Origin of the sequence: Sulfitobacter sp. CW3, assembly GCF_019392245.1 — a bacterium.
In the GTDB taxonomy this organism is placed as follows: Bacteria; Pseudomonadota; Alphaproteobacteria; order Rhodobacterales; family Rhodobacteraceae; genus Sulfitobacter.
The window spans coordinates 151,502-177,839 of sequence record NZ_JAHXRL010000008.1; the positions used below are offsets into that span (position 1 = coordinate 151,502).

General features: G+C 58.2%; 27 protein-coding genes and 2 tRNA genes. 14 read left to right on the forward strand and 15 right to left on the reverse strand.

The window, feature by feature from the left end; all coding sequences use genetic code 11:
* Positions 1-44: 44 nt before the first annotated feature.
* From KZZ06_RS16725 to KZZ06_RS16740, 4 genes are read left to right on the forward strand one after another with little or no spacing between them, the layout of a single operon-like run.
* Positions 45-1,055 (forward strand): glycosyltransferase family 4 protein, encoded by a 1,011-nt coding sequence (locus KZZ06_RS16725; protein ID WP_219581254.1) that lies wholly within the window; start codon positions 45-47, stop codon positions 1,053-1,055.
* The gene (locus KZZ06_RS16730; protein WP_219581255.1) at positions 1,052-1,633 is read left to right on the forward strand and encodes a histidine phosphatase family protein; all 582 of its coding nucleotides are present in this window, start codon (positions 1,052-1,054) and stop codon (positions 1,631-1,633) included. The genes KZZ06_RS16725 and KZZ06_RS16730 overlap by 4 nt, the downstream gene beginning before the upstream one ends.
* Entirely contained in the window at positions 1,630-2,778 is a 1,149-nt protein-coding gene (locus KZZ06_RS16735) for a glycosyltransferase family protein (RefSeq protein WP_219581256.1), read from the forward strand. The genes KZZ06_RS16730 and KZZ06_RS16735 overlap by 4 nt, the downstream gene beginning before the upstream one ends.
* Positions 2,769-3,518, forward strand: a complete 750-nt coding sequence (locus tag KZZ06_RS16740; protein ID WP_219581257.1) for a polysaccharide deacetylase family protein — start codon at positions 2,769-2,771, stop codon at positions 3,516-3,518. Before KZZ06_RS16735 ends, KZZ06_RS16740 begins: the two co-directional genes overlap by 10 nt.
* A 6-nt stretch (positions 3,519-3,524) precedes the next feature.
* Here the strand turns inward: KZZ06_RS16740 and KZZ06_RS16745 are convergent, their stop codons facing one another.
* Entirely contained in the window at positions 3,525-4,022 is a 498-nt protein-coding gene (locus tag KZZ06_RS16745; protein WP_219581258.1) for an alkylphosphonate utilization protein, read from the reverse strand.
* Between the two features lie 708 nt (positions 4,023-4,730).
* On the opposite strand from KZZ06_RS16745, the gene KZZ06_RS16750 reads away from it, so the two are divergent.
* A complete protein-coding gene (locus tag KZZ06_RS16750) occupies positions 4,731-5,321 on the forward strand; it encodes a hypothetical protein (protein WP_219581259.1) in 591 nt (196 codons plus the stop codon).
* Positions 5,322-5,444: 123 nt separating this feature from the next.
* On the opposite strand, the gene lepA is transcribed toward KZZ06_RS16750, so the two are convergent.
* Positions 5,445-7,244, reverse strand: a complete 1,800-nt coding sequence (lepA, locus tag KZZ06_RS16755) for a translation elongation factor 4 (protein ID WP_219581260.1) — start codon at positions 7,242-7,244, stop codon at positions 5,445-5,447.
* A gap of 356 nt (positions 7,245-7,600) precedes the next feature.
* On the opposite strand from lepA, the gene KZZ06_RS22570 reads away from it, so the two are divergent.
* The 3 genes from KZZ06_RS22570 to KZZ06_RS16765 all read left to right on the forward strand — a co-directional run bounded on the left by KZZ06_RS22570 (position 7,601) and on the right by KZZ06_RS16765 (position 9,218).
* Complete coding sequence (locus KZZ06_RS22570; protein WP_257884420.1) at positions 7,601-7,855, forward strand: porin; 255 nt, start codon at positions 7,601-7,603, stop codon at positions 7,853-7,855.
* Positions 7,821-8,699: a porin gene (locus tag KZZ06_RS16760; RefSeq protein WP_257884421.1), complete on the forward strand. Its 879-nt coding sequence runs from the start codon at positions 7,821-7,823 to the stop codon at positions 8,697-8,699. The genes KZZ06_RS22570 and KZZ06_RS16760 overlap by 35 nt, the downstream gene beginning before the upstream one ends.
* A gap of 159 nt (positions 8,700-8,858) precedes the next feature.
* The gene (locus tag KZZ06_RS16765) at positions 8,859-9,218 is read left to right on the forward strand and encodes a hypothetical protein (RefSeq protein WP_257884422.1); all 360 of its coding nucleotides are present in this window, start codon (positions 8,859-8,861) and stop codon (positions 9,216-9,218) included.
* Positions 9,219-9,235: 17 nt separating this feature from the next.
* Here KZZ06_RS16765 and KZZ06_RS16770 read toward each other — a convergent pair whose 3' ends face one another.
* From KZZ06_RS16770 to KZZ06_RS16795, 6 genes are all read right to left on the reverse strand, one after another.
* The gene (locus tag KZZ06_RS16770; RefSeq protein WP_219581261.1) at positions 9,236-9,700 is read right to left on the reverse strand and encodes a low molecular weight phosphatase family protein; all 465 of its coding nucleotides are present in this window, start codon (positions 9,698-9,700) and stop codon (positions 9,236-9,238) included.
* The gene (locus KZZ06_RS16775) at positions 9,701-10,180 is read right to left on the reverse strand and encodes a UPF0262 family protein (protein ID WP_219581262.1); all 480 of its coding nucleotides are present in this window, start codon (positions 10,178-10,180) and stop codon (positions 9,701-9,703) included.
* Positions 10,181-10,254: 74 nt separating this feature from the next.
* Complete coding sequence (hisD, locus tag KZZ06_RS16780; protein ID WP_219581263.1) at positions 10,255-11,556, reverse strand: histidinol dehydrogenase; 1,302 nt, start codon at positions 11,554-11,556, stop codon at positions 10,255-10,257.
* A gap of 96 nt (positions 11,557-11,652) precedes the next feature.
* Entirely contained in the window at positions 11,653-12,123 is a 471-nt protein-coding gene (locus KZZ06_RS16785; RefSeq protein WP_219581264.1) for a DUF2948 family protein, read from the reverse strand.
* Positions 12,120-13,391, reverse strand: a complete 1,272-nt coding sequence (murA, locus tag KZZ06_RS16790; RefSeq protein ID WP_219581265.1) for a UDP-N-acetylglucosamine 1-carboxyvinyltransferase — start codon at positions 13,389-13,391, stop codon at positions 12,120-12,122. Before murA ends, KZZ06_RS16785 begins: the two co-directional genes overlap by 4 nt.
* Positions 13,392-13,394: 3 nt before the next feature.
* Positions 13,395-13,565 carry a hypothetical protein gene (locus KZZ06_RS16795; RefSeq protein ID WP_219581266.1) on the reverse strand — a complete coding sequence of 57 codons (171 nt, stop codon included), beginning with the start codon at positions 13,563-13,565 and terminating at the stop codon, positions 13,395-13,397.
* Between the two features lie 84 nt (positions 13,566-13,649).
* Here KZZ06_RS16795 and KZZ06_RS16800 point away from each other — a divergent pair.
* Positions 13,650-13,724, forward strand: a tRNA-Thr gene (locus tag KZZ06_RS16800).
* Positions 13,725-13,776: 52 nt separating this feature from the next.
* Here the strand turns inward: KZZ06_RS16800 and KZZ06_RS16805 are convergent.
* Complete coding sequence (locus tag KZZ06_RS16805; RefSeq protein ID WP_219581267.1) at positions 13,777-14,052, reverse strand: hypothetical protein; 276 nt, start codon at positions 14,050-14,052, stop codon at positions 13,777-13,779.
* 23 nt (positions 14,053-14,075) lie between these two features.
* Between KZZ06_RS16805 and KZZ06_RS16810 the strand changes: the two genes are divergently transcribed.
* The 4 genes from KZZ06_RS16810 to KZZ06_RS16825 are packed head-to-tail and all read left to right on the forward strand — an operon-like array spanning position 14,076 to position 18,392.
* Positions 14,076-15,089 (forward strand): Ldh family oxidoreductase, encoded by a 1,014-nt coding sequence (locus tag KZZ06_RS16810; protein ID WP_219581268.1) that lies wholly within the window; start codon positions 14,076-14,078, stop codon positions 15,087-15,089.
* A complete protein-coding gene (locus KZZ06_RS16815; RefSeq protein ID WP_219581269.1) occupies positions 15,086-16,066 on the forward strand; it encodes a membrane dipeptidase in 981 nt (326 codons plus the stop codon). Before KZZ06_RS16810 ends, KZZ06_RS16815 begins: the two co-directional genes overlap by 4 nt.
* Positions 16,063-17,742: a hypothetical protein gene (locus KZZ06_RS16820; protein ID WP_257884423.1), complete on the forward strand. Its 1,680-nt coding sequence runs from the start codon at positions 16,063-16,065 to the stop codon at positions 17,740-17,742. The genes KZZ06_RS16815 and KZZ06_RS16820 overlap by 4 nt, the downstream gene beginning before the upstream one ends.
* A gap of 26 nt (positions 17,743-17,768) precedes the next feature.
* On the forward strand, positions 17,769-18,392 hold the full coding sequence (locus KZZ06_RS16825; protein WP_219581270.1) for a DUF3726 domain-containing protein: 624 nt from the start codon (positions 17,769-17,771) through the stop codon (positions 18,390-18,392).
* A 10-nt stretch (positions 18,393-18,402) separates the two neighbouring features.
* Here the strand turns inward: KZZ06_RS16825 and urtE are convergent, their stop codons facing one another.
* The 6 genes from urtE to KZZ06_RS16855 all read right to left on the reverse strand — a co-directional run bounded on the left by urtE (position 18,403) and on the right by KZZ06_RS16855 (position 25,577).
* The gene (gene urtE, locus KZZ06_RS16830) at positions 18,403-19,098 is read right to left on the reverse strand and encodes an urea ABC transporter ATP-binding subunit UrtE (protein WP_219581271.1); all 696 of its coding nucleotides are present in this window, start codon (positions 19,096-19,098) and stop codon (positions 18,403-18,405) included.
* On the reverse strand, positions 19,091-19,843 hold the full coding sequence (gene urtD / locus KZZ06_RS16835) for an urea ABC transporter ATP-binding protein UrtD (RefSeq protein ID WP_219581272.1): 753 nt from the start codon (positions 19,841-19,843) through the stop codon (positions 19,091-19,093). The genes urtE and urtD overlap by 8 nt, the downstream gene beginning before the upstream one ends.
* Positions 19,840-21,006 (reverse strand): urea ABC transporter permease subunit UrtC, encoded by a 1,167-nt coding sequence (gene urtC, locus KZZ06_RS16840; RefSeq protein ID WP_219581273.1) that lies wholly within the window; start codon positions 21,004-21,006, stop codon positions 19,840-19,842. The genes urtD and urtC overlap by 4 nt, the downstream gene beginning before the upstream one ends.
* A gap of 3 nt (positions 21,007-21,009) precedes the next feature.
* Positions 21,010-22,944, reverse strand: a complete 1,935-nt coding sequence (gene urtB, locus KZZ06_RS16845; protein WP_219581274.1) for an urea ABC transporter permease subunit UrtB — start codon at positions 22,942-22,944, stop codon at positions 21,010-21,012.
* Between the two features lie 61 nt (positions 22,945-23,005).
* Positions 23,006-24,295 (reverse strand): urea ABC transporter substrate-binding protein, encoded by a 1,290-nt coding sequence (urtA, locus tag KZZ06_RS16850; RefSeq protein WP_219581275.1) that lies wholly within the window; start codon positions 24,293-24,295, stop codon positions 23,006-23,008.
* Positions 24,296-24,770: 475 nt separating this feature from the next.
* The gene (locus KZZ06_RS16855) at positions 24,771-25,577 is read right to left on the reverse strand and encodes a crotonase/enoyl-CoA hydratase family protein (RefSeq protein ID WP_219581276.1); all 807 of its coding nucleotides are present in this window, start codon (positions 25,575-25,577) and stop codon (positions 24,771-24,773) included.
* Between the two features lie 460 nt (positions 25,578-26,037).
* Here KZZ06_RS16855 and KZZ06_RS16860 point away from each other — a divergent pair.
* A tRNA-Phe gene (locus tag KZZ06_RS16860) sits at positions 26,038-26,112 on the forward strand.
* Positions 26,113-26,338: the final 226 nt, after the last annotated feature.

The following is a 26,338-nucleotide window of genomic DNA, read 5'->3' on the forward strand; positions in this document are numbered from 1 at the left end:
CCCTAAAGGCACCCGATCATCCGAACCCGTCGGGGGATCGCGCGATGGCGCGCGCCCTGATTGCGGCGTTGGAATATGGCGGAGCGACTGTCACCTTGGCCAGCTCCCTGCGATCCCGCGACGGCACGGGGGATGCTACCTTGCAAACCCGGATTTTCGATCAAGCGCAGGGTGAAATCACCCGCCTGTGCCGGCTTGGCCGCGCCGAGGGCTGGCAGGCGTGGGTCACATATCACAACTACTACAAAGCGCCTGATCTGATCGGGCCATCCGTCGCGCGCGCCTTGGGTATTCCCTATCTGCTAATCGAAGCATCCCGCGCCCGCAAGCGCCTGACCGGACCTTGGGCCCGTTTTGCCCAAGCGGCAGAAACCGCCAGTGACGCCGCAGATGTCATCTTCTATTTCACCCACCGCGACGCCGAAACGCTTGAACGAGACCGCGCCGGAACCCAACAGCTGATCCACCTGCCCCCGTTTCTGATGCGCGACAGCGTCGATGCGGCGGCAACACCCGATGGCCCCATGCTGGCCGTTGGCATGCTGCGCGCGGGGGACAAGCTCGCCTCGTATCAGATCATCGCCGATACATTGGCGCAACTGCCGGACACCGGCTGGTCGCTGCGCATTGCAGGGGACGGGGCCGCGCGCGACAAGGTTACCGCGTTGATGGCCCCCTTTGGCCAAGCGGTGCAATTCTTGGGTCAATTGGATGCCGACGCACTCACTGACGTCTACCGCACCTCTTCACTGTTGTTCTGGCCCGGTGTGAACGAAGCCTTTGGCCTTGCCTATCTTGAGGCGCAAGCTGCCGGTTTGCCCGTGGTGGCCCAAGACAGGCCCGGTGTGCGCGACGTGCTGGCCCCCGGCGATTACCCCAAGCCCGAAGACGGCATTGCCCCCCTCGCCGCGCGTCTGCAAGGGTTGCTGTCCGATCCGGCACGTCGGCAACGTCTTGGCACGCAAGCGCAGGCCCATGTAGTAGCGCACCACCTGTTGCCCGCTGCCTCGGAAACCTTGTTCGCCGCCCTTGCAACATGCGGAGTTGACCGATGATCCAGCTTGCCCTTTTGCGCCACGGCCATACCGATTGGAACCGCGCAGGCCGCATTCAAGGACGTACCGATGTTCCGCTGGATGATGATGCGCGCGCGCAGCTTGCGGGCCTTTGTCTGCCCGTGCCATGGGACAGCGCCGATCTGGTGTCCAGCCCGCTGGCCCGTGCAGTACAGACCGCCGTACTGGTCGCAGGTAGACCGCCCCGAACCAGCCCGGCCTTGATGGAAATGGACTGGGGCACATGGGAAGGTCAGCGTGGCATTGACCTGAAAGCGGACCCGTCGAGCGGGTTTCGTGACATCGAATATTGGGGCTGGGATTTCACGCCCCCCGGCGGCGAAAGCCCCGCTGATCTGCGCGCCCGGCTGGTCCCTTGGGCCAATGGCTTGACCCGTGATACGATTGCCATATGCCACATTGGCGTCATGCGGGTTCTGCTGGCCCACGCAATGGGCTGGGATTTCAAGGGCGATCCCCCCTTTCAGGTCAAACGAAACCGCCTGTATCTGATCCAGATCGATCCCGCCGAATGGCAGGCATCCCCCGACCAAATCCGACTGGAACACCGCGTATGAAAGTTTGCATCGTCGTCACGCATCTGCTGGGAACCGGCCATTTGGCCCGCGCCCTGACGCTGGCGCGCGCCTATAAGGACGCAGGGCACGACGCCGTTGTAATCTCGGGCGGGATGGACGCGCCGCAGCTGTCAAAAGATGGCGTTGAGATGGTGCAGCTTCCGCCGCTTCGGTCCGATGGGGTGAATTTCGCGCGGCTGCTGGACGGCGATGGTACGGAGGCTGATGCCGCCCTGTTTGACGCCCGAACAAGGATGTTGATCGACACGGTTCAATCCCAGCAACCCGATGTTCTGATCACCGAACTGTTCCCTTTTGGCAGACGTATCCTTGGCCCCGAATTCACAGCCCTGCTGAACGCGGCACATGCCCTGCCCCGTCGCCCGCTGATCTGCGCGTCGGTGCGCGATATCCTTGCACCACCATCCAAGCCCGCCAAAGCGACCCTTGCCGATGATCTGGTTGCCCGGTTCTATGACGCGGTGCTGGTTCATTCAGATGCAGACGTTACCCCCCTTTCGCTCAGCTGGCCCGTATCGGATGCCTTGGCCCGCAAGCTGCGCTATACGGGATTTGTGGCCCCACCCGCCGCCGCGCCGCATGCTGATGGTCTGGGCACAGGCGAAATCATCGTCAGCGCTGGCGGTGGCGATGTGGGGCAACATGTGTTTGACACGGCCCTAGCCGCCGCGAAACTGGACCCTGAAAAACGACAATGGCGGCTGTTGCTGGGCGGGCAAGACGCCGCACAGCGCAGCGCTGATCTGATGCGTAGCGCGCCCGCAAATGTCATCATCGAACCGGCGCGGCCCGAGTTCCGGCAGATGCTATATCACGCCGCCGCATCGGTATCTTTGTGCGGCTACAATACCGCCTTGGACATCTTGCAAAGCGGCGTGCGCGCGGTGTTCATCCCCTTTGACGCGGGCAGCGAGGTCGAACAAGGCTTGCGTGCGGATGCCTTGGCGCAGTTAGATGGTATCAGTGTTCTGCGGAATGCGGCGCTGTCTGCGCAATCATTGCTGAATAACGTGACTGCGGTGCTAAAAGCCCCTGACCGCGCACCGCGCACAGACGGATTTGATGGCGCAACACAAACCGTGCAGATCACCCGGGAAATGCGCGAGGCCCAGCCATGCGGATAGATTGGACACCACTGACCGCAGAGCTGTCACTATGGCGGGCAGAACAACGCCTGCTGCCCATATGGTGGCGCGATGACGACGCAATTGAACCGACCCCGGCGCTGGACCGGCTGACCGACATGGCCGAGGCATTGCACCTGCCCGTCCACCTGGCCGTCATCCCGAAACACGCGCAAGACACCTTGCCGCTGTTTTGCGCCGATCACGACATGGTTGTGCCGCTTGTCCACGGCTGGCAACACCTCAGCCACGCCCCCGAAGGACAGAAGAAAGCCGAATTCGGCCACCCCCGCGACACCGCCCTGGCCGACGCCGAGCGTGCGCTGAAACGGATGAACGACCTTTTCGCGGATCGTTTCCTGCCCGTCTTTGTGCCGCCTTGGAACCGTTTGGACCCCGCATTATTGCCCGAATTTGCGCCGCTGGGTTATACCGCTGTATCGACATATCTGCCGCGCAAAAACAAATGGGCGGCACCCGGCCTTGCGCAGATCAACACCCATATTGATCCGATATTCTGGCGCGGAGGGCGCGGCCTTGTGCCGCCGGACGACCTGATCGCGCATATCGTGCAGCTGTTACAGGACCGCAGGCAAGGGATCACCGATGCGACCGAACCGATGGGGTTTCTCACCCATCATTTGGTGCATACCCAAGACATCTGGGATTTCACGCAAAGCTGCCTTGCAACGCTTTTGGACGGTGGCGCGACGCCCGCGAATTTGGCCGCTGGCACCTGACTACGGTTAGCGTTTTTTCACGAACTCGGTCAGGATGACGATCCGCTGGCCCTCGACGCGCCCCTCGATATGGGCGGGATTGTCCTGCACCAGTGAAATGCGGTGTACCGCCGTGCCACGCTTCGCCGTAAAGCCGCCGCCTTTGACGGGCAAATCCTTGATCAAAACGACAGTATCGCCCTGACTAAGCGGCACCCCGTTGCTGTCTTTGTGATCGGTCGGGGCGGCCACATTATCCGCCCAAGCTTGGGTTTCGTCATCAAGATACAGCTGGTCCAGCAAATCGCGCGACCAATCAGTGTCCAACCGCTTGAGCGTCCGCGCGGCATAGACCTGCAGCGCCGCATCCTCGGTCCACATTGTCGACGCGATGGGACGGAAGTGATCGGCAGGCGTTTGCGGGTCAGCGCACAGGGCGCAAATGTCGATGCACGCATCCGCAGGGCCGCCAGAGACAGGGACGGAGACGAGCGGGGCATCTGTTGTGCAAAGGGGGCATGTCATGGGGGTGGTTTAGGGTGAGCACCCAACACTGGCAATCATTTGTTTACCATGATCGAACAATATCAAAGCATGAGCAGATACCGCCGCATGTACGTGCCCGGAGGCACCTATTTCTTCACCGTTAACTTGGCAGACCGTGGATCAGACTTACTGATACGTGAAGTTGCGCTTTTGCGATCCGCATATGCATCCGTCGTAGCGGAACATCCGGTGACATGCGACGCAATGGTCGTGTTGCCGGACCACATACACGCAGTGTGGACACTTCCAGATGGAGATGCAGATTTTTCGATCCGGTGGAAGAAGATCAAATCGACCTTCACGCGCCACTGTTCACACTCCGCACATGTAAGTGCCAGCAAGGCACGAAAAGGCGAATGTGGCATTTGGCAGCGGCGGTTTTGGGAGCATTGCATCCGAGACGAGGCGGATTTCGCCGCCCATGTCGATTATTGCCATTGGAACCCCGTGAAACACGGGCTTGTCGAGCGGCCCGACGCGTGGCCCTATTCAACGGTTCATCGTGCACTCCGGCGTAGTGCGTTGGTGGCGTAGGGTGGGTGAAACCCACGCGTGGTGCACGGTTGAAATGTGGTTACGCGTGGGTTTCACCCACCCTACGGTTGTTAATTCCGACCCATCGACTTCTTGCAAACTATTAGGGGAAATGGAAACGTGCTTCCGAAATCACTTTTTTGGAAGCTAGAAATGAAATTTGTTTTTTCGTTGTCGTTATCGCTACTTTTTTGCTGTCACGTAGCCGCCGATACTATACCAACTTATACCTTGTTCGGAGTGGATATTCAGCTTGCTCAGATGAGGAAAGATACAGCTATTTCAGTTGTAACTAGCGATCAGGTCTCAGATGGCTGTTGGACCTCTGGTCAAGCTTCAGAATTCGCGCTTCAGCGAGAGTTAATTGACGCGGGATATACAAATATTACTGAAGCATCGCCATTTGGGGCAAGCGTCTTTATTACCGCAATCGGCTACTCCTCTAACGAATATTCCTGTGCTGTGTCAGTGACACTGAGCTTGTGGCTCGCCAACATCGAAAGGAGAGAGTTCGGCAACGCCCTATTTTTTTCGTTCGGTAGGAAAAATGCACTTGAATATACCTCAATACTCACAGGCCCCAAAACGGACATGTCCGATCGAATTAAGGAAACTGTCCGAGACTACGCCGATCAATTGATCGTTGACATTCAGAAGCACAAGAATTTTGCACAGGAGCAAATTGGAACATTGGATGCTACCCAAGCAGAGAAACACTCACTCTTGGACACAATCGTAGACTAGCCTCTCCCGTCGATCCTAAGCGTTGAAATAATCCCAGCTCTCCACCCGCACCGTGTGGGGCCGCGCCCCGCTGCGCGGGTCTCTCACCCCACCGTCTTTCATCCGCGCTGAAATGGTCGGCTTTTAGCCGTCCATTTTCAGTGCGCTGATGAAAGCTTCCTGAGGGATATCCACCTTACCGAACTGGCGCATCTTCTTCTTACCGGCCTTCTGCTTGTCCAGCAGCTTGCGTTTCCGAGACGCATCGCCACCGTAACACTTCGCCGTCACGTCCTTGCGCATCGCAGACAATGTCTCGCGGGCGATGACTTTGCCCCCGATGGCCGCTTGGATCGGGATTTTGAACATGTGGCGCGGGATCAGGTCTTTTAGCTTTTCAACCATGGCACGGCCCCGCATTTCGGCGCGGTCGCGGTGAACCATGGTGGACAGGGCATCGACAGGTTCATCGTTCACAAGGATCGACATTTTCACCAGATTGTCCTGACGGTAGCCGATCATCTGATAGTCAAAGGACGCATAGCCCTTGGTCACCGATTTCAGGCGGTCGTAGAAGTCGAACACCACTTCGTTCAGCGGCAGGTCATAGACCACCATCGCGCGGCTGCCCGCATAGGTCAGGTCCATCTGGATGCCACGACGGTCCTGGCACAGCTTCAGCACGTCGCCCAGATAATCATCGGGGACAAGGATCGTCGCCTTGATGCGCGGCTCTTCGATGTGGTCCACGAATGTCAGATCGACCATGTCCGCAGGGTTGTGCAACTGCGTGACGGTGCCGTCTTTCATGTGGATGTCATAGATTACCGACGGGGCCGTGGTGATCAGGTCGATGTCATATTCACGCTCGATCCGGTCGCGGATGACCTCGAGGTGCAGCAGCCCCAGGAAGCCACAGCGGAAGCCGAAACCAAGTGCCGCCGAGGTTTCCATCTCGAAGCTAAAGCTCGCATCATTCAGCGCCAGTTTTTCGATGCTGTCGCGCAGGTCTTCGAATTCGGCAGCGTCCACGGGGAACAGGCCACAGAAAACCACGGGCTGCGCAGGCTTAAAGCCCGGCAATGCCTTGTCGCAGCCTTTTTTCTCGTGGGTGATGGTATCACCAACGCGGGTGTCGCGGACCTGTTTGATCGACGCGGTCAGGAACCCGATATCGCCCGGGCCAAGTACGTCAATTTCGGTCATCGCGGGGCGGAATACGCCGATGCGGTCAACGTGATGCACGGACCCGTTTTGCATCATGCGGATGCGGTCGCCCTTTTTCAGCTGACCGTCCATGATGCGCACCAGAACGATCACGCCCAGATAGCTGTCGTACCAACTGTCCACCAGCATCGCCTTGAGCGGCGCATCCAGCGTGCCCTTGGGGGCAGGCAAACGGTGCACGACGGCCTCAAGGGTTTCGATGATGCCTTGGCCGGTCTTGGCCGACACGCGGATCGCATCGGACGCATCAATACCGATTACGTCTTCGATCTGTTCGGCTACGCGGTCGCAATCGGTGGCGGGCAAGTCGATCTTGTTCAGAACCGGCACGATCTCGTGATCCGCGTCCAGCGCATGATAGACGTTGGCCAATGTCTGCGCTTCGACGCCTTGGGTACTGTCCACAACCAGCAGCGATCCTTCGACCGCGCGCATGGACCGGGACACCTCATAGGCAAAGTCGACGTGGCCGGGGGTGTCGATCAGGTTGAGAACGTAATTCTCGCCATTGAGCGCAGTATAGTCGATCCGCACGGTCTGTGCTTTGATCGTGATGCCGCGTTCGCGCTCGATGTCCATGCTGTCTAGCATTTGCTCTTTCATATCGCGCAAGGCGACTGTGTTCGTCTCTTGGATAAGACGATCAGCGAGCGTGGATTTACCATGGTCGATATGCGCGACGATGGAGAAATTGCGGATGTGTGAAAGTGCTGTCATGGGTAGGGATATGGTGCGGTTTTAATCGCTGGTCAATGGGTCCGATTGCCTGTTGTAATTGACGATTACACTATGGTTCGGGGGATACAGGCGCTTTGCCGCGCAATATCGTGGATTGCCGCCGCCTGAATACAAGTGTCTGGATCGGGAATCACCTATGCAAAAACCGCATATCACCTGAAAATGCTTTGAAAACATGGCTGGCGTGCGTTCTCACTTTTGCTTGAGTAGAGCCTTCGTGCAACACTTCTTTTTAGTTCGCCTACCTTACGGTTCTAAGCCCCGCCTGAGGCTCCTAAATCCAAGTTCTCTAATGGCCTGCGACGGCGCGGGCCGGGTGAAAAAGGAACTCAGAGATGAAGATCAAACAACAGCTTGCACCTGTAGCAGCCGCTGCCTTTGGCCTAGCGTTTGTACCAGCATTGGCACAGGCCCAATCTGCCGGGCCAGTTTGGGACTTTTACGGGCAATTGAACTTGGGCGTCGTCAGCGTTGATGATGGCGTTGACAGCAATTCTGCCTTCACTGACAACGACAACTCCAACAGCCGCATCGGCCTGTCCATGACGCATGGCAATGCAAAACGGTTCCGAAGTAAAGCTGACCTTTGAGACCGCTTTGGGTCTGACCGGGTCGTCCAGCCTGAACGGCGACGACAACGACTTTGACGCCGAATACCACCGCACCGAACTGCGCAAGTTCGATCTGGCATACAAAACGCCCACATACGGGACGTTCTCTTTGGGTCAGGGCAGCACGTCGACCGACGGCTCCGCCGAGGCTGATTTCTCGGGTACGGGCGTTGCCGCATATGTTGGGATCAGCGACATCGCAGGCAGCCAGCTGCTGCGCTTTGCCGACGGCACGCTTTCAACTGTAAGCATCGGTGGCACAAACAGCTCGTTCGATGGTGGCCGTCGTTTCCGCGTCCGCTATGATACGCCAGTATACAACGGTTTCTCGGCGTCGATCTCGGCTGGCCAAGAAGTTCTGAGATCGGGTGACGACAACGACTATTACGATGTTGGCACACGCTATGCGACTGACTATGGCGATTACAAAATCGACACCCGTCTGGGCTATTCGTTCCGCGACAGCACGAACGATCTGGTCATGGGCTCGGCTGCCGTTCTGCACGCGCCAACCGGTCTGAACCTTGCTGTGTCAGCGGGCCGCCAAGTCGCCGGTGACTCCGATTACGCCTACATCAAAGCGGGTTTGACGCGCGATTACTGGGCCATCGGTTCGACATCGCTTTCGATCGACTACTACGACGGTAACGATTTCGTTGTCGCAGGGTCCAGCACTTCGTCTGTTGGCTTGGCGGTTGTGCAACGTCTTGACCAGTACAACACCGAACTTTACGCAACCTACCGCACCTACGAATTTGACAGTGCTTCTGCGTCTTACCAAGACATGGATGTCACCTTTGTCGGTGCCCGCTGGAAGTTCTAAACCACGACCACATCAACGCCTTTGCCCGATCACTTTGGGCAAAGGCACGTCAATTTGCATTATCGTGAATTGCCCAACCGCAGATTATGCGGCATAGTTCGCCAAAGCAGATGGTGCAGCAAACGGGATCAACCCGGCGCGCCGAAGACGAGGCAATACATGTTACGAATTTTTACAATGATCTGCGCGTTGTCAGCATTGGCCGCTTGTGGCGGCGGGCGTGGCTATAACCCCAGTGGTGGATACCGCAGCGCGCCTATTTTGTTCGCGACGGGACCGATCCAATCGGCCTGCATGGCGGCGGGGCGCAAGCAGGCCAGCCGTTCACGCTGTGGCTGCATCCAAGCGGTCGCTGATCGTTCGCTTTCCGCGTCCGAGCAACGGCGCGGCGTTCAGGTGTTCAAAGACCCCCACCTTCTGCAAGAGGCCCGCCAATCCGACCGTTCAAGCGACAACGCGTTCTGGAGCACATGGAAAGCCTACGGCAACACCGCGCAAACCTTGTGCAGCGCGGCCTGACACCCTGACAGGGACGATCAGATTTGCGGGCGGGTCGGTTCTCCGAAACGGTCAATCAACCGCTCTTTGATCTGATCACGGGCGGCGCGGTATTGCGCCATCTTGGCCTCGCGGGTTTCGCCCAGCCCCGTCGGGTCAAGGATGGGCCAGTATTCGACGGTCAGGTGATAAAACCGCGTCAGCTCCAACGCCCGGCGCTGGCTGGCCGGGCTTAGGGCGATGATCAGATCGAACGAGCTAAGATCGTCGCCCCAGTTTTCCATCTCGTCAAAACTGCGCGACCGGTGGCGCGACAGCTCGACATCCAGTTCCTGACATACAGCAATGGAAAAGCCGTCAATCTCGAGATCGTTCATGACGCCGACGGACTGGACATAGGTGCCCGTGCCGTAGAACTTTTTCATCAACCCTTCGGCCATGGGGGAACGCACTGCGTTGTGATCGCAGCAAAACAGCACCGATTGGGGCAGCTTTTCGTTCATCTATCCGCCGTAATGCAAGACGCAGATCAGGGTGAAAAGACGTCGTGCCGTGTCTGTGTCGATCTCGGCCTTGCCTTCCAGACGCTCTTGCAGCACCCGCGACCCTTCGTTGTGGATGCCACGACGGGCCATGTCGATCGTCTCGATCTGGGCGGGCGCGGATTTTTTGACCGCCTCGAAATAGGATTCACAAATCTGAAAATAGTCTTTCACGACCTGACGGAACGGCCCCAGCGACAAATGGAATTCCGCCGCCTTTTCATCGTTTTCAGTGTTCACATCGAACACCAGACGCTTGTCGCGGATCGATAGCCCCAGATGATAGGGGCCTTGCGGCACGGGCCGGTCATCGCGGGCGGGCAGCGTGAACACGTTGTCTTCGAGCAGGTCAAATAACGCGACTTTGCGTTCTTGTTCGATTTCAGGCGTGGGCGGCGGCAGATTTGCATCGTCAAGCACGATATGCGTGATCCGAGACATGGGCTTCTCAATTCATACTTAGGGTCGCACGACCATAGGCCACGCGATGAGGTTGTTCAATCTTGGTCGCCACGTCACTCGTTCAGCTTGCCCAACCGGGCCGTGACCGACAATCCGTGCGCCTCAAGGCTTTCTGAGCGGGCAAGCCGCGCGGCTGAGGGGCCGATTGCACGCAACGCTTGGGGCGACATGCGGGCAAGGGTCGTGCGCTTCATGAAATCAAGCACCGACAGCCCCGAGGAAAACCGCGCCGAGCGCGCAGTAGGCAGAACGTGGTTCGGACCGCCGATATAATCGCCGATGGCCTCTGGCGTCCATTGGCCAAGGAAAATCGCGCCCGCATGGGTGATCCGCGCGCTAAGGGCGTCCACGTCCGCGACGCATAGTTCAAGATGTTCCGGCGCCACCCGATTGCTAAGCTCGGCGGCGATGGCCAGATCGGGTACGGTGATGATTGCGCCGTTGTCACGCCAGCTTGCCCCGGCGATCTTGCGCCGCTCGAGCGTTTCGAGCCGTTTTTCAACGGCCGCTGCAACGGCCTGACCAAAGGCGGCGTCGGTGGTGACGAGAATGGACTGCGCGCTTTCGTCATGTTCCGCCTGCGACAGCAGATCAAGGGCGATCCAGTCGGGGTCGTTATCGCCATCCGCAATCACAAGGATTTCCGACGGGCCCGCGATCATGTCGATGCCGACCTTGCCGAACACACGGCGTTTGGCGGCGGCGACAAATGCGTTCCCCGGCCCGGTAATCTTATCAACCGGCGGGATTGTCGCCGTGCCATAAGCCAAAGCAGCAACAGCCTGCGCGCCACCAATGCGGTAGATTTCATCGACACCAGCGATCCGGGCAGCAAGCAACACCAGCGGATTAAGGACCCCGTCAGGTGTCGGCACAACCATGGCCAGACGCTCAACACCAGCGACTTTGGCCGGAATTGCGTTCATCAAGACAGAGGATGGATAACTTGCAAGCCCGCCCGGTACATAAAGACCGGCCGCGGAAACGGCCGTCCAACGCCACCCCAAGGTCGCGCCGGCATCATCCGTCCATTCAGCATCTTCGGGCAATTGGCGGGCGTGGTAATCACGAATGCGGGTGGCGGCCAGTTCCAGTGCCGCGCGGTCCTCGGCCGAGACTTGTGCCACGGCGACATCGACCTCGGCTGCGGTGATACGTAAGGTTTCAGGCGTCAGCGCGATGCGGTCGAATTTCTGGGTCAATGCGATCACAGCAGCATCGCCGCTTTTCCGCACCTGAGCGATAATATCCGCAACGGTGTCGTCGACATCCGTGCTTTCTTCGCGCTTGGCAGACAGCAGGGCCGCAAAGGCTGCTTCGAAATCAGGCTGTGAATAGTCTAGGAACTGGGGCATTTAAGATCCCTTTCCGCCATGTGCCCGATAACGGGCGGGGCGATGCAAGGTGATGTTGAATTTGGATATTTAGGAGCCAGAGAGGAAGGTAAGGGATCAGGCCGGATGTTCTGGCAACTTATGTGAAGGTGCGACATAGGGCTTGGTCACGTCTTTTAGGGTGACCTCCAGCGCTTCGACGGTAAGACGGATCGCGCCGTCACCGGCCAGGGTCAAAATAACATCGCCCGACGGCGCATCCGTTTCGTTGAATTCGATCTGCAGCAGTGACAGGATCGTATCGCTGTCCCCCTTGGTGACACCTTGGGTCGATACGCGCTGAACATTGTTGAACATCAAGACCGATTGAACACGTTCCGCCGCATGGCGGGTTTTACCCGCGTCTTCCCAACGTACGCGGTTCAAAAGCAGCGCAAATCGCGCGCCTTTTTGATGCCAGCGCATTTCCGATGCGGGGAAAACCGCGTCTTGAACCAAAGACGAGATCACCTTGAGGTCATCCGCTTCCAAAGCGCCAAGGTTCAGGGGGGCCTCGCGACCGTCTTCGAAACGTGCGTCCTGGGTCATTGTTCTTTGATCCGTTCAATATTTGCGCCCACGCCGCGCAGTTTGGCCACCACATGTTCATAGCCGCGATCCAGATGATAGACGCGGCTGACTTTGGTTTCGCCCTCGGCAGCCATCGCCGCAAGGATCAACGAGACAGAGGCGCGCAGATCCGTCGCCATGACAGGCGCGCCTTTCAGTTTTTTGACGCCGGTTACGGTCGCCGTGCCGCCGTGCACGTCAATGTCAGCCCCCATGCGGATCAGTTCGGGCGCATGCATAAAGCGGTTCTCAAAGATCTTTTCCTCGAGCACCGATGTGCCTTCGGCAGTACACAGCAGCGCCATCATCTGCGCCTGTAGATCGGTGGGAAAGCCGGGGAAAGGTTCGGTTGTCACATCCACCGCTTGGATCATCCCATTGCGACGGGCCACTTTCAGCCCCTTGTCGGTTTCCGTCACGTCGATACCTGCGGCATCCAGTTTTTCACAGAAGGCTTGCAGCAGGTTGATCCGACCGCCCAGCAATTCGACCTCGCCGCCGCAAATGGCAGGGGCCAGCATATAGGTGCCAAGTTCGATCCGGTCGGTCACAACGCGGTGCGTGGCACCGTGCAGCCCGTCAACGCCTTGAATTTCGATGCGGCTGGTGCCGTCACCGTCGATTTGTGCGCCCATGGCGCGCAGGCAATCGGCAAGATCGACAATCTCTGGTTCGCGGGCCGCGTTGTTGATAACGGTGGTGCCCTTGGCCAAGGTCGCGGCCATCATGATGTTTTCTGTCGCGCCCACGGATGCAAACGGGAAATCGATTACGGCACCTTTGAGTTTGCCACCGTCTGCCTTGGCATGGAGATAGCCGTCGCGCAGATCAATCTCCGCGCCCATAAGTACCAAGCTGTCGGTGTGAATATCCATCGGGCGGGCACCAATGGCGCAACCGCCGGGCAGCGACACTTCTGCGTGGCCTTCGCGAGCAAGCAACGGGCCCAATACCAAGTTCGACGCCCGCATTTTGCGAACGATATCATATTCGGCACGGGTGTTGATTTCGCCGTGGCATGACATCGCCAGTACTTGGCCGTCCTGCATTGACGTGACTTCGGCCCCAAGCGAGCGCAACAATTCGGTCATGGTGCGAATGTCCGACAGGCGGGGCGCATTGGTCAGCGTCAGGGGTTCTTCTGACAGCAGACAGGCGGGCATCAGGGTGAGGCAAGCATTTTTGGCCCCAGCGATTGGTATTTGTCCCGACAGCGTACCGCCGCCTTTGACCACAATCGAATCCATCGTTCAGCCTTCCGTGTCTTGGCCAGATTGGCCGTTGTCTGTCTTAGTCTCTGCCTTGCGCGCGCGGGCTTGCGCCTTGCGCCGGCCCATATTTGCCTTCAGCGCCGCCTTTAGCCGATCTTCGCGGATGGCTTTGGCGTTCTTGGGCTTTTGAGGGGCGGTACCTTGTGACATGTCGATTGTCTAGCGCAGCGGGCAGTCAGGGTCCAGATAGCCCTTGCACCATATTGCGAATGCGTCTAATCAGCCGGCCAACGTGCTGGAGTAGCTCAGTGGTAGAGCGCGTCATTGGTAATGACGAGGTCGGGAGTTCAATCCTCCCCTTCAGCACCATTTCCCAACACCGATGACTTATTTGCCTATAGTACTGAATACTATAAATATTTCAGTCGCTTAGGGTGTATTTTCGCGCAGCAGAGTAGAGCCGGTTTTTGTCCATTCCCTCAGGCGAATCTGGTCGCGTCTTTTTTGATTTTTTCAGCACTTCCAATGTCTTGAGCTGACTTTTGGCATTGTCATTATAGAAAACCAGCGAATCTAGATACCGGCGCAGTTTTAATGCGCGTTCCAATTCGTCTTCGTCCGTCGATTTGGCACCTGATGCAGGCCACACGCTGTGCCCCGACCAAAATTTTATTGATCCATACAGATATGCCGTCATTATCCTTGTAACGAGGAGAGACCATGCAGCAGAAAATGACGCTCGACGCCGTAGAAGACCTAGCCCGTGACACATTGATCGCAGCGGGGGCGACAAAATCCGCAGCCAGTTCCGTAGCGCGGTCAACCCGCCTTGCCGAACGTGACGGGATACGCAGCCACGGGTTGTTATATGTGCCGATTTACGCCGAACATCTGCTGTGTGGCAAAGTATCACCATCCGCAATTCCGTCGGTAACCATCCCGCGCCCCGGTGCCGTGCGGGTGGATGCAGACCACGGTTTTGCCCATGCTGCGATCGATGCGGGCTGGGACAGTTTTACAGCAGCCGCAAGGACGAATGGCATCGCGGCAATGAGCATCCATAATTCGTATAATTGCGGGGTGCTGGGCCATCACGCGGAACGCCTTGCCCAAGACGGGTTGATCGGGCTGTGTTTTACCCACGCGCCCGCGTCGATTGCACCGCCCGGTGGCAGTAAACCTGTTGTGGGGACAAACCCGTTTTCCATTGCCGTGCCAGACGGATCAGGCGGGGCGATGCTGGTGATTGACCAATCTGCCAGCGCAATTGCCAAGTCCGAGATTCTGCTGCGCAGCCGCGAGGGCAAGGCGATTGAACCCGGTTGGGCGCTGGATGCCGATGGGAATGAGACATTGGATGCGGATGCCGCACTGGCGGGGTCTATGGTGCCCTCGGGCGGGTACAAGGGGTTCGGCGTTGGTCTGTTGGTCGAAATTCTGGCCGCCGCCCTGTCGGGTGCAAACCTAAGCACCGAGGCCAGCCCCTTTTCCGGTACCAAAGGCGGGCCGCCCGGCACCGGACAGTTCTTTATCGCGATTGATCCTGCGGGTTTTGGTGGGGACGGGTTTCATGCGGCGATGCTGCGCCTTGCCACGTCGATCACCGATCAGGACGGTGCCCGCCTGCCCGGCCAGCGCCGCGCCGATAACCGCGCCCGGATCGAAGCCGAAGGCGTCAATGTTGACGATGCCTTGCTTGCCCGGATCAAAGCCGCAGGAACCCCCGCCACATGAGCCCGGTCATCGACGGGCTGCAATACGCGAACTGGTCCGAAAAGATATTCCGCGAGATGCGCGCAGGCGGTGTTGATGCCGTTCATGCCACCATAACCTATCACGAAAACTTCCGCGAAACGGTACTGAACATCGAGGCATGGAACCGTCATTTTGAACGCCACCCCGATCTGATCTTTCAGGGGTTTACTGCCGGCGATATCACTTTGGCGCGCGAAACGGGGCGCACGGCGATTTTCTTTGGCGCGCAAAACCCGTCCTGTATTGAGGACGACATCGGCCTTGTCGAGGTGCTGCACCGTCTTGGCCTGCGCTTTATGCAGTTGACGTATAACAACCAATCCCTGCTGGCGACGGGCTGTTACGAGGATGACGACACCGGCCTGACCCGCATGGGCCGCGAGGTCGTTGCAGAAATGAACCGCGTCGGGCTGGTCATCGACATGAGCCATTCGGGCGAACGATCAACCCTTGAGGCGATCGACCATTCCACCCGTCCCATTGCCATCACCCATGCCAACCCCGCTGACTGGCACGCGGCACTGCGCAACAAATCCGACACCGTCTTGCGGGCCTTGTCGGGCACGGACGGCATGCTGGGTTTTTCGATCTATCCGCATCACCTGAAAAATGGCGGTGCCTGCACGCTGTCCGCATTCTGCGAAATGATCGCACGCGCCGCCGACAGCTATGGCATCGACAATCTGGGGATCGGGTCGGACCTGTGTCAGGATCAACCCGACAGCATCGTTGAATGGATGCGCACCGGGCGCTGGACCAAACGTATCGATTATGGCGAGGGCAGCGCGGATGCGCCGGGGTTTCCGCCCATGCCGGACTGGTTCGGTGGCAACGCGGATATGCCCAATCTGACCGCTGGCCTGCGCGATATCGGTTTTTCTAACGAGGACACCGCCGCGCTGATGGGCGGCAACTGGGCCCGGTTCTTTCGCGATAGTTTTGGCAGGGCTGTATGACCCGCGCGCCGCTGTCCCCTGCCCGGATGGCGGCGCTGTTTCACCGCGATCCCGCACAAGTCATGCAACTGGCGCGCCTTGGTCTGGCCCATCCGACCCGCCTGTCGTTTCTGCGAATTTTGTTGCGCCGGATGCAGCGCGAAAACTGGCGCTTTGATCGACCCGTGTTTGATATCGACGCCAATGGTGTGGGCCGTGCCGTGTACCGCGCCATCGGGCCTGAACGGACCTATAGCCTCGTTGCCTTTGCCCATGACCTGCCTGCTGATATGCGGTCGGACCGGGTCATTGCCACCGCGTGGGATGCAACGTTTGCACTGTGTGACGGGACACCGGATGCCGCTGAGCTTGACCGGTTGGCCGCAAATGTTCCGCTGCAAGAAGCCGGGCGCGTCACGCAAAAAGAGCTGACACTAAGCCGCGCGAACCGGTCTGTGCGCCTGTTCGAGCATGTGATCCAATGTCTATCCGAGGGCCGCCAGCCCGGTGCGGATGATCTGGCTGCCACGGGATATCTGATGCGCACCACGGCCGTCTATGGATCGGGGAAATTCGGTGCCGCAACCCATCACAGCCTGAACGACCGCCCCGAAACCGCCGCCCCGTTTCAGGCAGAGATGTTGACCGTCTGGATGATCCGTACCTTTACCGTTGATCTGGTAAACCACTTGGCCCGCATGCGCGATGCTGCGGCGGCAGTTCCGCTTGATCGCAGCCTGCGGCGTAACCTTGGGGTGGGCAATTCAACGGGGCTTGGCATGGCCCCGTTTCTGGTGCGCCACCCGATATTGCTGAACAACTGGATGATGGCCCGCGAAGAGGCCCTTGCCCGTGTACGCGCGCAGCAAACCGCCGCGCCAGACAAGATCAAACGCTTTGTTCAGGCGCTCAGGGCCGCACAAAAAAACGCCGTAGTCTGGACCAGCGCACACCCGCTGCAACAAGAGCGGCTAGCGGCCTTGCGCGCCGGACTTGACCGGATCGCGGCCTATGTCGGCGTGGGCTGGGATCAGCGGGCAGACTATCCGTGGGACGCGCTATGGCACTGGGGGCAAGCGCATTTGGACACAGAGGCGCAAGAGGCATTGCTGTCGCTTATGCTTGAACCCCACGGGGGGCTAATCGACGAGCTCGAAGCCTATCTGAGCGCGGATGGGACAACCGCATTTGCCATTGACGGGGGCCAGCAGATTGGCGCGTTGAAAGCCTTGCTGGCAAAAAATTACGGCTGGGCGCTTGAGGTTGATTATGATGATCGCAAAGCTGCCGGCCGGTTCTGGTATGTGTCCGAAGACAAGCTTGAGCCGCGATTGGGCGAGCGTTTTGAGGAACCGGGAAGCGACCGCGAGCTGCCCCTTGATATCGCACGGCAGGCCGCCGCGCTGTTCGAAACGCTAATGGATTTTCCCGATACAGACCCGGTGGCGCGACTGCTGCTGGCGCATCCCCAGCATCGGGCAATGGTGCGCCGGGTGCAGCTGACGGCCACGCGGCCCTTTGCCGAAATCCGCGACAACCTGATCGACGCCGACATGCTGCCCATCGACATGCTGCGCTGCAAGCTGGCGTGTTTCGGGGCGTCGCGCTTTGACCCCAGATCGGACCGTTGGGTACGTATCAGCCTGTTTCAAAACGCCCCCTACCCTAACGATTTGCATACGGAGCCGGACCTTTGATCGGGGCGGATCAGGCCCGATTGACGATGCCAGAAATCAGCGCCCTATGCCTGCGCGCCGCGCGCGGTGCGGGGTTAAGCTGGGGCATGGCCGAGGAATGCGCCCATGCCGCGACATGGTTAGCTGCGCGTGATTTTGATTGGGCAGACGCGGTCTTGTATCAGCTTGAAGCGTCTGGCGGACGGCAGGTCACCCCCCGCGTGGCAAGATGGGAGGCCGATGCCCCCGGTTGTGCGTTGCACGTTGGCGTGGCGCTGTCGGATTTTGCAACCCTGCCCGAGGGGCCGCAACCAGACGGCGTATGGTTGGGCATGGTCACGGGGCCATTGATGTTGCTGCCCTTTGCGGCACGGGCATCAGCACTGCTGGGTACGGCGCTAGAAATCACCTTGGACGGCTCGCCCTGGCTGCGGGTGTCTGGTGATAACGCCCGAATTCTGGGCACAGAATTGATGCGAACAAAGATGGCCGAGGTATCGGTATCCCCCACCCGTCTTGATGCCACGTGCCCCCTCCAAGCAACTGCCCAAAGCGCGCTCATCTTTCGCGAACAGTTGCTTCGGCTCGATGGTTTGGCGCTGAATATGACGGTCCCGTCATCGGCGCAATCGGCCAAAGGGGCCGGTGCACAGGGGCTGGATGACGACTAAGCCAGTCGTGTCACAGCGCAAGATCAGCGATCAGATCCGCCTTTGTGTAATCGGCCTTGAGCTTGCGCGGGCTGTTCCGGCCGCCTTCGACCACGATGAAACTGTCACCCAACGCATATGCGAAATCCGCGTTTTGTTCGACAAGCAATATCGCCATCTCGCCCTTGCTGCGCAGCAACCGCAAAGCGTCGCCGATCTGTTCAATCACATTGGGCTGGATGCCTTCGGTCGGTTCATCCAGCAACAGCACGCGGGGCTTGGTGATCAGTGCGCGGGCAATGGCCAGTTGCTGCTGTTGGCCGCCCGACAAATCACCGCCACGCCGCGATTGCATTTCGCGCAGAACAGGGAACAGGTCGAACACCTCGTCTGGAATGAAATGTTCGGATTTTGGCAGGCAGGCAAATCCGGTCTCAAGGTTTTCATGCACCGTCATCATCGGGAATACTTCGCGCCCCTGCGGCACATAGGCGATGCCCGCCTTGGCCGCCTGAAACGCAGTGTTCAGACGCACGGGTTTGCCATCAACCTTGATCGTGCCGCCCGATGCCGCATGCCGCCCTGCAATAGCCTTGAGTGTGCTGGTTTTACCCACGCCGTTGTTGCCCACCATCGTGGTGATCTGGCCCTGCGGCGCGGTAAATGACACCTCGTAGAGGATGCGGCTTTGACCATAGTGCAGATCAAGGTTTTCAACGTTAAGCATGACCACGCCCCAAATAGACTTCAATCACTGTCGGGTTGGATGTCACGTGGTCCAAGCTGCCTTCGGCCAGCACCGACCCCTCGTGCAGCACAGTCACCTTGCAGCCCAGCCGGCGCACAAATTCCATGTCATGTTCCACCACCACGACGGCACGGGTTTGGGCCGCACGTTTCAGAATGTCGGTCGTCTTTTCGCGTTCCTCGACCGTCATGCCTGCGGCAGGTTCATCGACCAGCAACAGCCGCGGTTCTTGCGCCAGCAACATGCCAATCTCCAACCATTGCTTTTGCCCGTGGCTAAGTTCGCCCGCGATGCGGGGCAAGCTGTCGGACAGACCGATTTCTTCGGCAATCGCTTCGATCCGCGCGGCATTTCCGGGCGTCTTGCGATGCAGCAAAACGGCCAAGGGCCCGCGCGGGTTTTTCAACGCCATGGCAAGGTTCTGCCGTACGGTTTGCGCCTCGAATACCGTGGGTTTCTGGAACTTGCGCCCGATGCCTGCGTTGGCGATATCCGCCTCGGACATCCCCAGCAGCGAGATATTGCGTTCGCCCCAGATCACCACGCCCTCGTCGGGTTTGGTCTTGCCGGTGATGATATCCATAAAGGTGGTTTTACCCGCACCGTTCGGCCCGATGATGGCGCGCAATTCAGGTTCGGCAATCTGGATTGACAGGCTGTTGATCGCCTTGAACCCGTCAAAGGACACAGACACGCCCGACACTTCTAACAAGGTGTTGTTCATGATGGTTTCCTTACCAGATAGTCAAACAGGCCCCCGATGCCCTTGGGGAAAAACAACGTCACGCACACGAACGACACGCCCAGCAGCACTAGCCACCAATCGGTCCACAGGATGGTATAGAACCCCAGATCGATTGCAGGCGCGCCGCCGCCGGTGAACCAGCTCGACAGCAGCGACACAAACGCCGCCCCGATGACCGCGCCGTACAGCCGCCCGCGCCCGCCAATGGCGACCCAAACCGCCAGATAAATGGATGCGATGGGGGCAAGCTCGGCGGGGTTGATGATGCCTGCCTGCGGATAATACAGCGCCCCTGCGATGCCCGAAACCACAGCTGTGAGCGTAAAGATGAACAGTTTGTAGCCCTCAACACGGTAGCCCAAGAAACGCACGCGCGCCTCGTTGTCGCGAATGCCTTGGACGACGCTGCCCATCTTGCCCGAGACAACCCACGCAAACAAAAGATAGCCCAGCGCCAAGGCAAGAGCCGAACCAAGGAAGAACGCGAGGCTGATCGCTGCTTGGGATGATCCTTCGAAACCCGGTATGTTTTGCAGACCGGACAGCCCGTTGTTACCACGCAAGCCACTGTCGTTCTGGAACAGCCACAGCGAAAGCGCGAGGGTCATCGCTTGGGTCAGGATAGACAGGTAAACGCCTGTGACGCGGCTGCGGAATGCGAGCCAGCCGAACACCAGCGCCAGCAGGCCGGGTACGACGACAACCATCAAAAGCTGCAGGAACAGATTGTCGGCAAAGGCCCAGAGCCACGGAAAGTCAGAGCTGCCAACCACGCCAAATATCTGGTTGCCGATGGCATCTGAAATCTCTTGGGCAGTCGACGGGATCGCCTGACCGGACAGGCTGCTGAGCACGATGCCTTCGGTACGGGCATACATCAGCCACATGCCGATGGCATAGCCGCCGATGCCAAAGAACGCGAAATGGCCCAGCGACAGGATACCGCAATAGCCCCAGACCACATCCATCGCGATGGCGATCAGGCACAGGCATAGCGTCTTGCCCAATGTCTTGACCATCGAGGTCGAGATCAGGCCGGTGCCGAATGCTTCGGACCCGACGGTAACCGCAAGGGTGAACAGCCCCAGCAGGGCGATGAACCAAAGGACAGACGGGTTTTGTGAGATGAAAGTTTTATGCATGGGTCAATCCGCCGCCGCCCGGCCTTTTTGGGCGACGATACCCTTGGGCCGGAATTGAATGAACAGGATGATGAACAGCACCATATAGGTTTGCGCCGCCAGCGTGTTGGACGGGTTGAACCATTCGATGCCCTTTTGCAGGAAACCGATCAGCGACGCGCCCGCAAGCGTGCCCCAGACGTTGCCAACCCCGCCGACCACGACCGTCATGAAGGATTGCACGATGTAATCGGCCCCCATTTCAGATGTCACCTTGGCGTACAGACCAATCGCCACGCCGGCGATGCCCGCAATGCCCGACCCAAGGCCAAAGGTCAGCATATTGATGCGATCCGGGTTGATGCCCATGCTGGCCGCCATGCCGGGGTTCTGCGTGACCGCACGGACCTCAAGCCCCAAGCGGGTGCGTTTGAGAACAAACAGGATCAGCGCCAAAAACATCAGCGCAATCACGAAAATAGCGATGCGGATATAGCTGATCTGGATCACATCCGACACGACCCACGCGCCATCCAGCCACCCCGGAGAGGTAAGCGGACGGGCTTGGGTGCCAAAGATATTCTTGGCCAATTGCTGTAGGGCGACCGAGATACCAAATGTCGCCAACAGCGTTTCAAGCGGACGGTGGTACAGATGGCGGATCACCAAGCGTTCCATCGCCACGCCAGCGGCAAATGTCACGGCAAAGGCAAGCGGCAGTGCGACAATGATCGACAGGGTATAATCGGGCACGAATTGCTGCACGACATAGCCGGTATAGGCCCCCATCATGATGAATTCGCCATGCGCCATGTTGATCACGCCCATCACACCAAAGGTGATCGCCAGCCCGATTGCCGCCAGAAAATAGATCGACGCGAGCGATAGCGCATCCAGTGTCAGATCAACGGCCTGTGCAGCGCCAACGCGGGTTTCGATGCTATCCAGCGCCGCGCGTGCGGCATCCGTGACTGCGGGGTCTTTCTCATCATAGACCTCGTAGAATGAATGCGTTTCGACCGCATTTGTCTGTTCCGCTTGTGTGACCAGCGGAGGCACGATCCCTTGGCCTGCAAGCGCTGCATAGGCAGTTTCGCGCATCGGTTGGTTATCAAGCTGCGCAGTTGGGATGCCCCCCACGCGACCGCCATCAATATTGGCCGTCAGTGCGTCACGAATGGCTGCCGGTGAAACCGTTGGCGGGGCAAGTTTTGCGGCAACTAATTGGGCATAGGCGTCGTCTTGGCTCAGGTCGGGGCCAAGTTTCAGAACGCGTGCGACATTGCCTTTCGGGGCGTCCGGCGAAACGACAGCTTTGACCGATAAAAGCTGGTTCAACGCGGCCCGCGCCTCGATCGAGGTGTCGCTGGACATTGAATTGATCGCTGCGATTTTGTCGTCCGTATCGGGGGCAAAGCTGGCGGACATGAAATTCGCAAGCTGGATTTTGCGCGCTTTCAACGTGGCATCTGTTTCGGGATCGATGGATTTCAGCAAAGGTGCCAACTGGCTGGCGTTCGGCCTGCGGGCGATTGATTCAATCGCCGATGTGCGCCGCGCCAGATCAGGGTCGGTCAGCTGGAACTGTACCAATGCGGTGCCGATCAAGCGCCGCACCCCGCCGTTTGGTTTCAACTGTGAAAAGCCCGCTTTGGGTGCCGTCGTTTCTGCGACTGTATCAATATCGCGCAAGGTCAGGGCATCGCCATCTTCGGTTGCGAAGAAGAAAACGCCATCCGCGTCCCGCTGCCAGACGCCTTTGTCCTGCCACTGCTCAAGAAAATCGCTGGTTTTCGGGGCACCTGACGCAACCAGATCATCCAACGCGACAGAAACAGAGCTGCGCGACGGTTTGGCAATTTCATCTGCATGGGTTTGCAGCACCGGCTGCAGGTCTTGGGCAAAGGTCATCCCCGCAAGCCCGAGCCAAATAAAGATAGTCAAAAATTGGCGCAGCATGGGATACCCTTGATCAAGAAAACAGACGGGCGCAGGAGAATTTCTGCGCCCGTCATCGGTTTTAGTAGTTGGATGTCAGCTGAACGCAGGTCTTGGTTTCAGTGTTGTACATCCCGCAGCCCAGCTCTTTCCAATCGGATGTGAGAACAGCGCTTTCGGGCAGGAAGTCTGTCCATGCATCGCCCGCAACCGGATCGGTCTGGCTGATAATGTCGAACTGGCCGTCTGCTGTGATTTCACCGATCAGGACCGGCTTGGTCAGGTGGTGGTTTGGCAGCATTTCAGCGATGCCACCGGTCAGGTTCGGGAAGGTTTGGCCGTACATTGCAGTGCGCACGGCATCGACATCCGTGGTGCCTGCCTGTTCGACCGCATTCACCCACATGTTAAAGCCGATGTAATGTGCCTCCATCGGGTCATTGGTCACACGGTCTGTGCTGCCGATAAAGTCTTGCCATGTCTTGATGAACTCAGCATTCGCAGGCGTGTCGGCGGACATGAAATAGTTCCAAGCGGCCAGGTGACCGACAAGGTTCGTGGTATCCAGACCGGATAGTTCTTCCTCGCCCACCGAAAACGCGACGACGGGAATGTCATCGGCAGATACATCTGCGGCGGCCAGTTCTTTGTAGAAACCGATGTTTGCGTCGCCGTTAATTGTCGAGATCACGCCGACCTGTTTGCCGTCTTCGCCAAGCGCCACAACATCGCCCACAATCGTCGCCCAGTCAGAGTGACCGAAAGGCGTGTAGTTCACAAAGATATCTTCCTCGGCGATGCCCTTGGACATGAGGTAGGATTTCAGGATGTTGTTGGTCGTGCGCGGATACACATAGTCGGTACCCAGCAGCGCGAATTTCTCAACGCCCAACTCTTCGAGGTAATAATCAACCGCTGGAATGGCCTGCTGGTTTGGCGCGGCACCGGTGTAAAATACGTTTTTGGAGGATTCTTCACCCTCGTACTGTACCGGATAGAACATCAAACCGTTCAGTTCTTCCAACACAGGCAGCACAGATTTGCGCGACACCGACGTCCACGAGCCAAAGATCACATCGACCTCGTTCACGCTCAAAAGCTCCCGGCCTTTTTCAGCAAACAGAGGCCAGTCAGATGCCGGATCGACAACAACTGCTTCGATCTCACAACCCAGAACGCCGCCCTTTTTGTTTTGTGCATCCACCAGCATCAGCATGGTGTCTTTCAATGTCGTCTCGGAAATTGCCATTGTGCCGGACAACGAGTGCAACACGCCGATTTTGACCGGATCGGCACAATCTGCCATCACCAGTGACGTGGAGCCCAGCAAGGCTGTCATCGCGCAAGCAGCTATTTTTGTTGAATATTTCATTTCGTATCCCCTGTTGTTGCTACGCGCTTGGGTGCGGAAAACGCACTTTCGCAAAAGCCCTGAACAAGATATCTAGGGGCCGCAGCAGTATTGTTGTGGTCGTCGCACGGGGGGAAGTATCTTCCAGGATCGCCCTCTGTGCGCCGATGCAGCCGTTTCGGCCTGAAGATAAGATGTGTCTGTAATTCCCGAATTTGCCAGATAGAATGCCCGGTTGCTGGGCCTGCCTACGCTGGGCCGCCTATTATTTCGGCATACACAAACGTGATCGCCTCATTTTTAGCCACTCCGTTAAGGTTTTGAATTCGCCCAAGCCGCGTGCATCGTCAAAAGGCATTCAAATCCGCCCGCGATGCATTTTTACGCAGGTTACATAGTGACAGAATCGCAAGATGCCGCGCACTTAAGCATTAAGCGCGCGGCATCTTGTAGGGTGGCATTAGGTGGCGCTACGTAAACCGCCTTGGCTTACGCCTTAGTCATTGCGTCTGACACGGGCCGCCGTTTTGTCGGCAAAGGCCGCAAGCCGCGCACGAGCATCGGGTTGTGTGTTCACAACCCCTGCGACCACCGCCTCGGCATAGGCGGCATCCATCGCCGACATATTCTGCATGTGGCTGACGGCCGAACAGATCGCAAAGTTGGAAAGCGGCAGGTTCTGCGCAGCCTTTCGTGCCAGCTCGAGCGCGGCATCATAGCTGGACCCTTCGACGATATATTGCGCAAGCCCGACATCCATCGCCTCGTCGCCTTGATAGACGCGCCCGGTCAGCATCATGTCGATCATGCGCGACTTACCAACCAGATCGGTCACGCGGATCGTGGCACCACCGCCAGTGAACAGACCGCGCTGCCCCTCTGGCAATGCGAAATAGGTCGTTTCGTTCATCACGCGCACATGGGCCGAACTGGCCAGCTCAAGCCCGCCACCCACAACAGCGCCTTGCAAGGCGGCAATGATCGGCACGCCGCCATATTCCATCTTGTTGAATGCCTCGTGCCAGCGCAGGCAAACATGCATGAAATCGGCGGGGCTGCGGTCTTCGTCGTGGTGTTCAATCAGGTCAAGGCCGGCGCAAAAGTGATCGCCTTCGCCTGCTAGAACCACCGCACGCACCCCTGCCCGCGGTGCGACAGAAAAGAAATCGACCAACTCTTCGATCGTCGCGATATCCAGCGCATTGCGTTTTGCCGCCCGGTTCAGCGTAACGCCCCACACACCGTCACCGTGGTCTTCAACTTTAAGATTGGTGAAACTGGCGATATCGATAGAAAGAGCCATTTTGTAATCCTTAGCAATTGTCGAGGCGGCGAAAAGACCACCAAATTTTCGCTACAGTATGCAGCAAAACCGACAAAGCCCAGTGGCGATCTGATCGTCCTTTTCACGGCGGCAGCATCAGACCGTTTTAGATATTTGCGCATCGTTGTTCTGCGTTGAGCTTCATGCCCGTTTTATCCGTCAACTGCTATCAAAGCGGCACGACGCGCCGCTGTTGGCGGTATCGATACCGACGCGGAACAGGCCCATAACGCGTAATTCCTAAATGTTTGCCCCTTCATGGAAAAACTGCTCCGGGTCCTCTTGACACCTGCCTTCGTATGTAAGATTAGCTGCGACTGAGTTGAACGACGTTTGGTGGTCACACCCCGACCACAACATGCAGCGACAAAAGCGCTATCTAGATAGCTGGATGTCACTTCATTAAGTTTAGCTTAGAAGCCTTTGGTTTCATTGGCGTGCCCGGGTAGCTCAGGGGTAGAGCAGTGGATTGAAAATCCTCGTGTCGGTGGTTCGATTCCGCCCCTGGGCACCATTTTTACAAATAGAAACAATAACTTAGTCGCGCGACTTGCGGATTGCCCACCCTTGCATATTGCTTTGGGTGTCAATTGGGTGTCTCAGTGCCACTCGAGCAATTCCAACCAGCGTCTGGCCTTAGCGTCAATTGCACCCACTTTGGTTGCGAGAGATGGCCATGAACGCGGTCGCGGGGCACGGCGTCAGCGTTGCGTTGGCGTGCAGGACGTTCGAGATCAGCG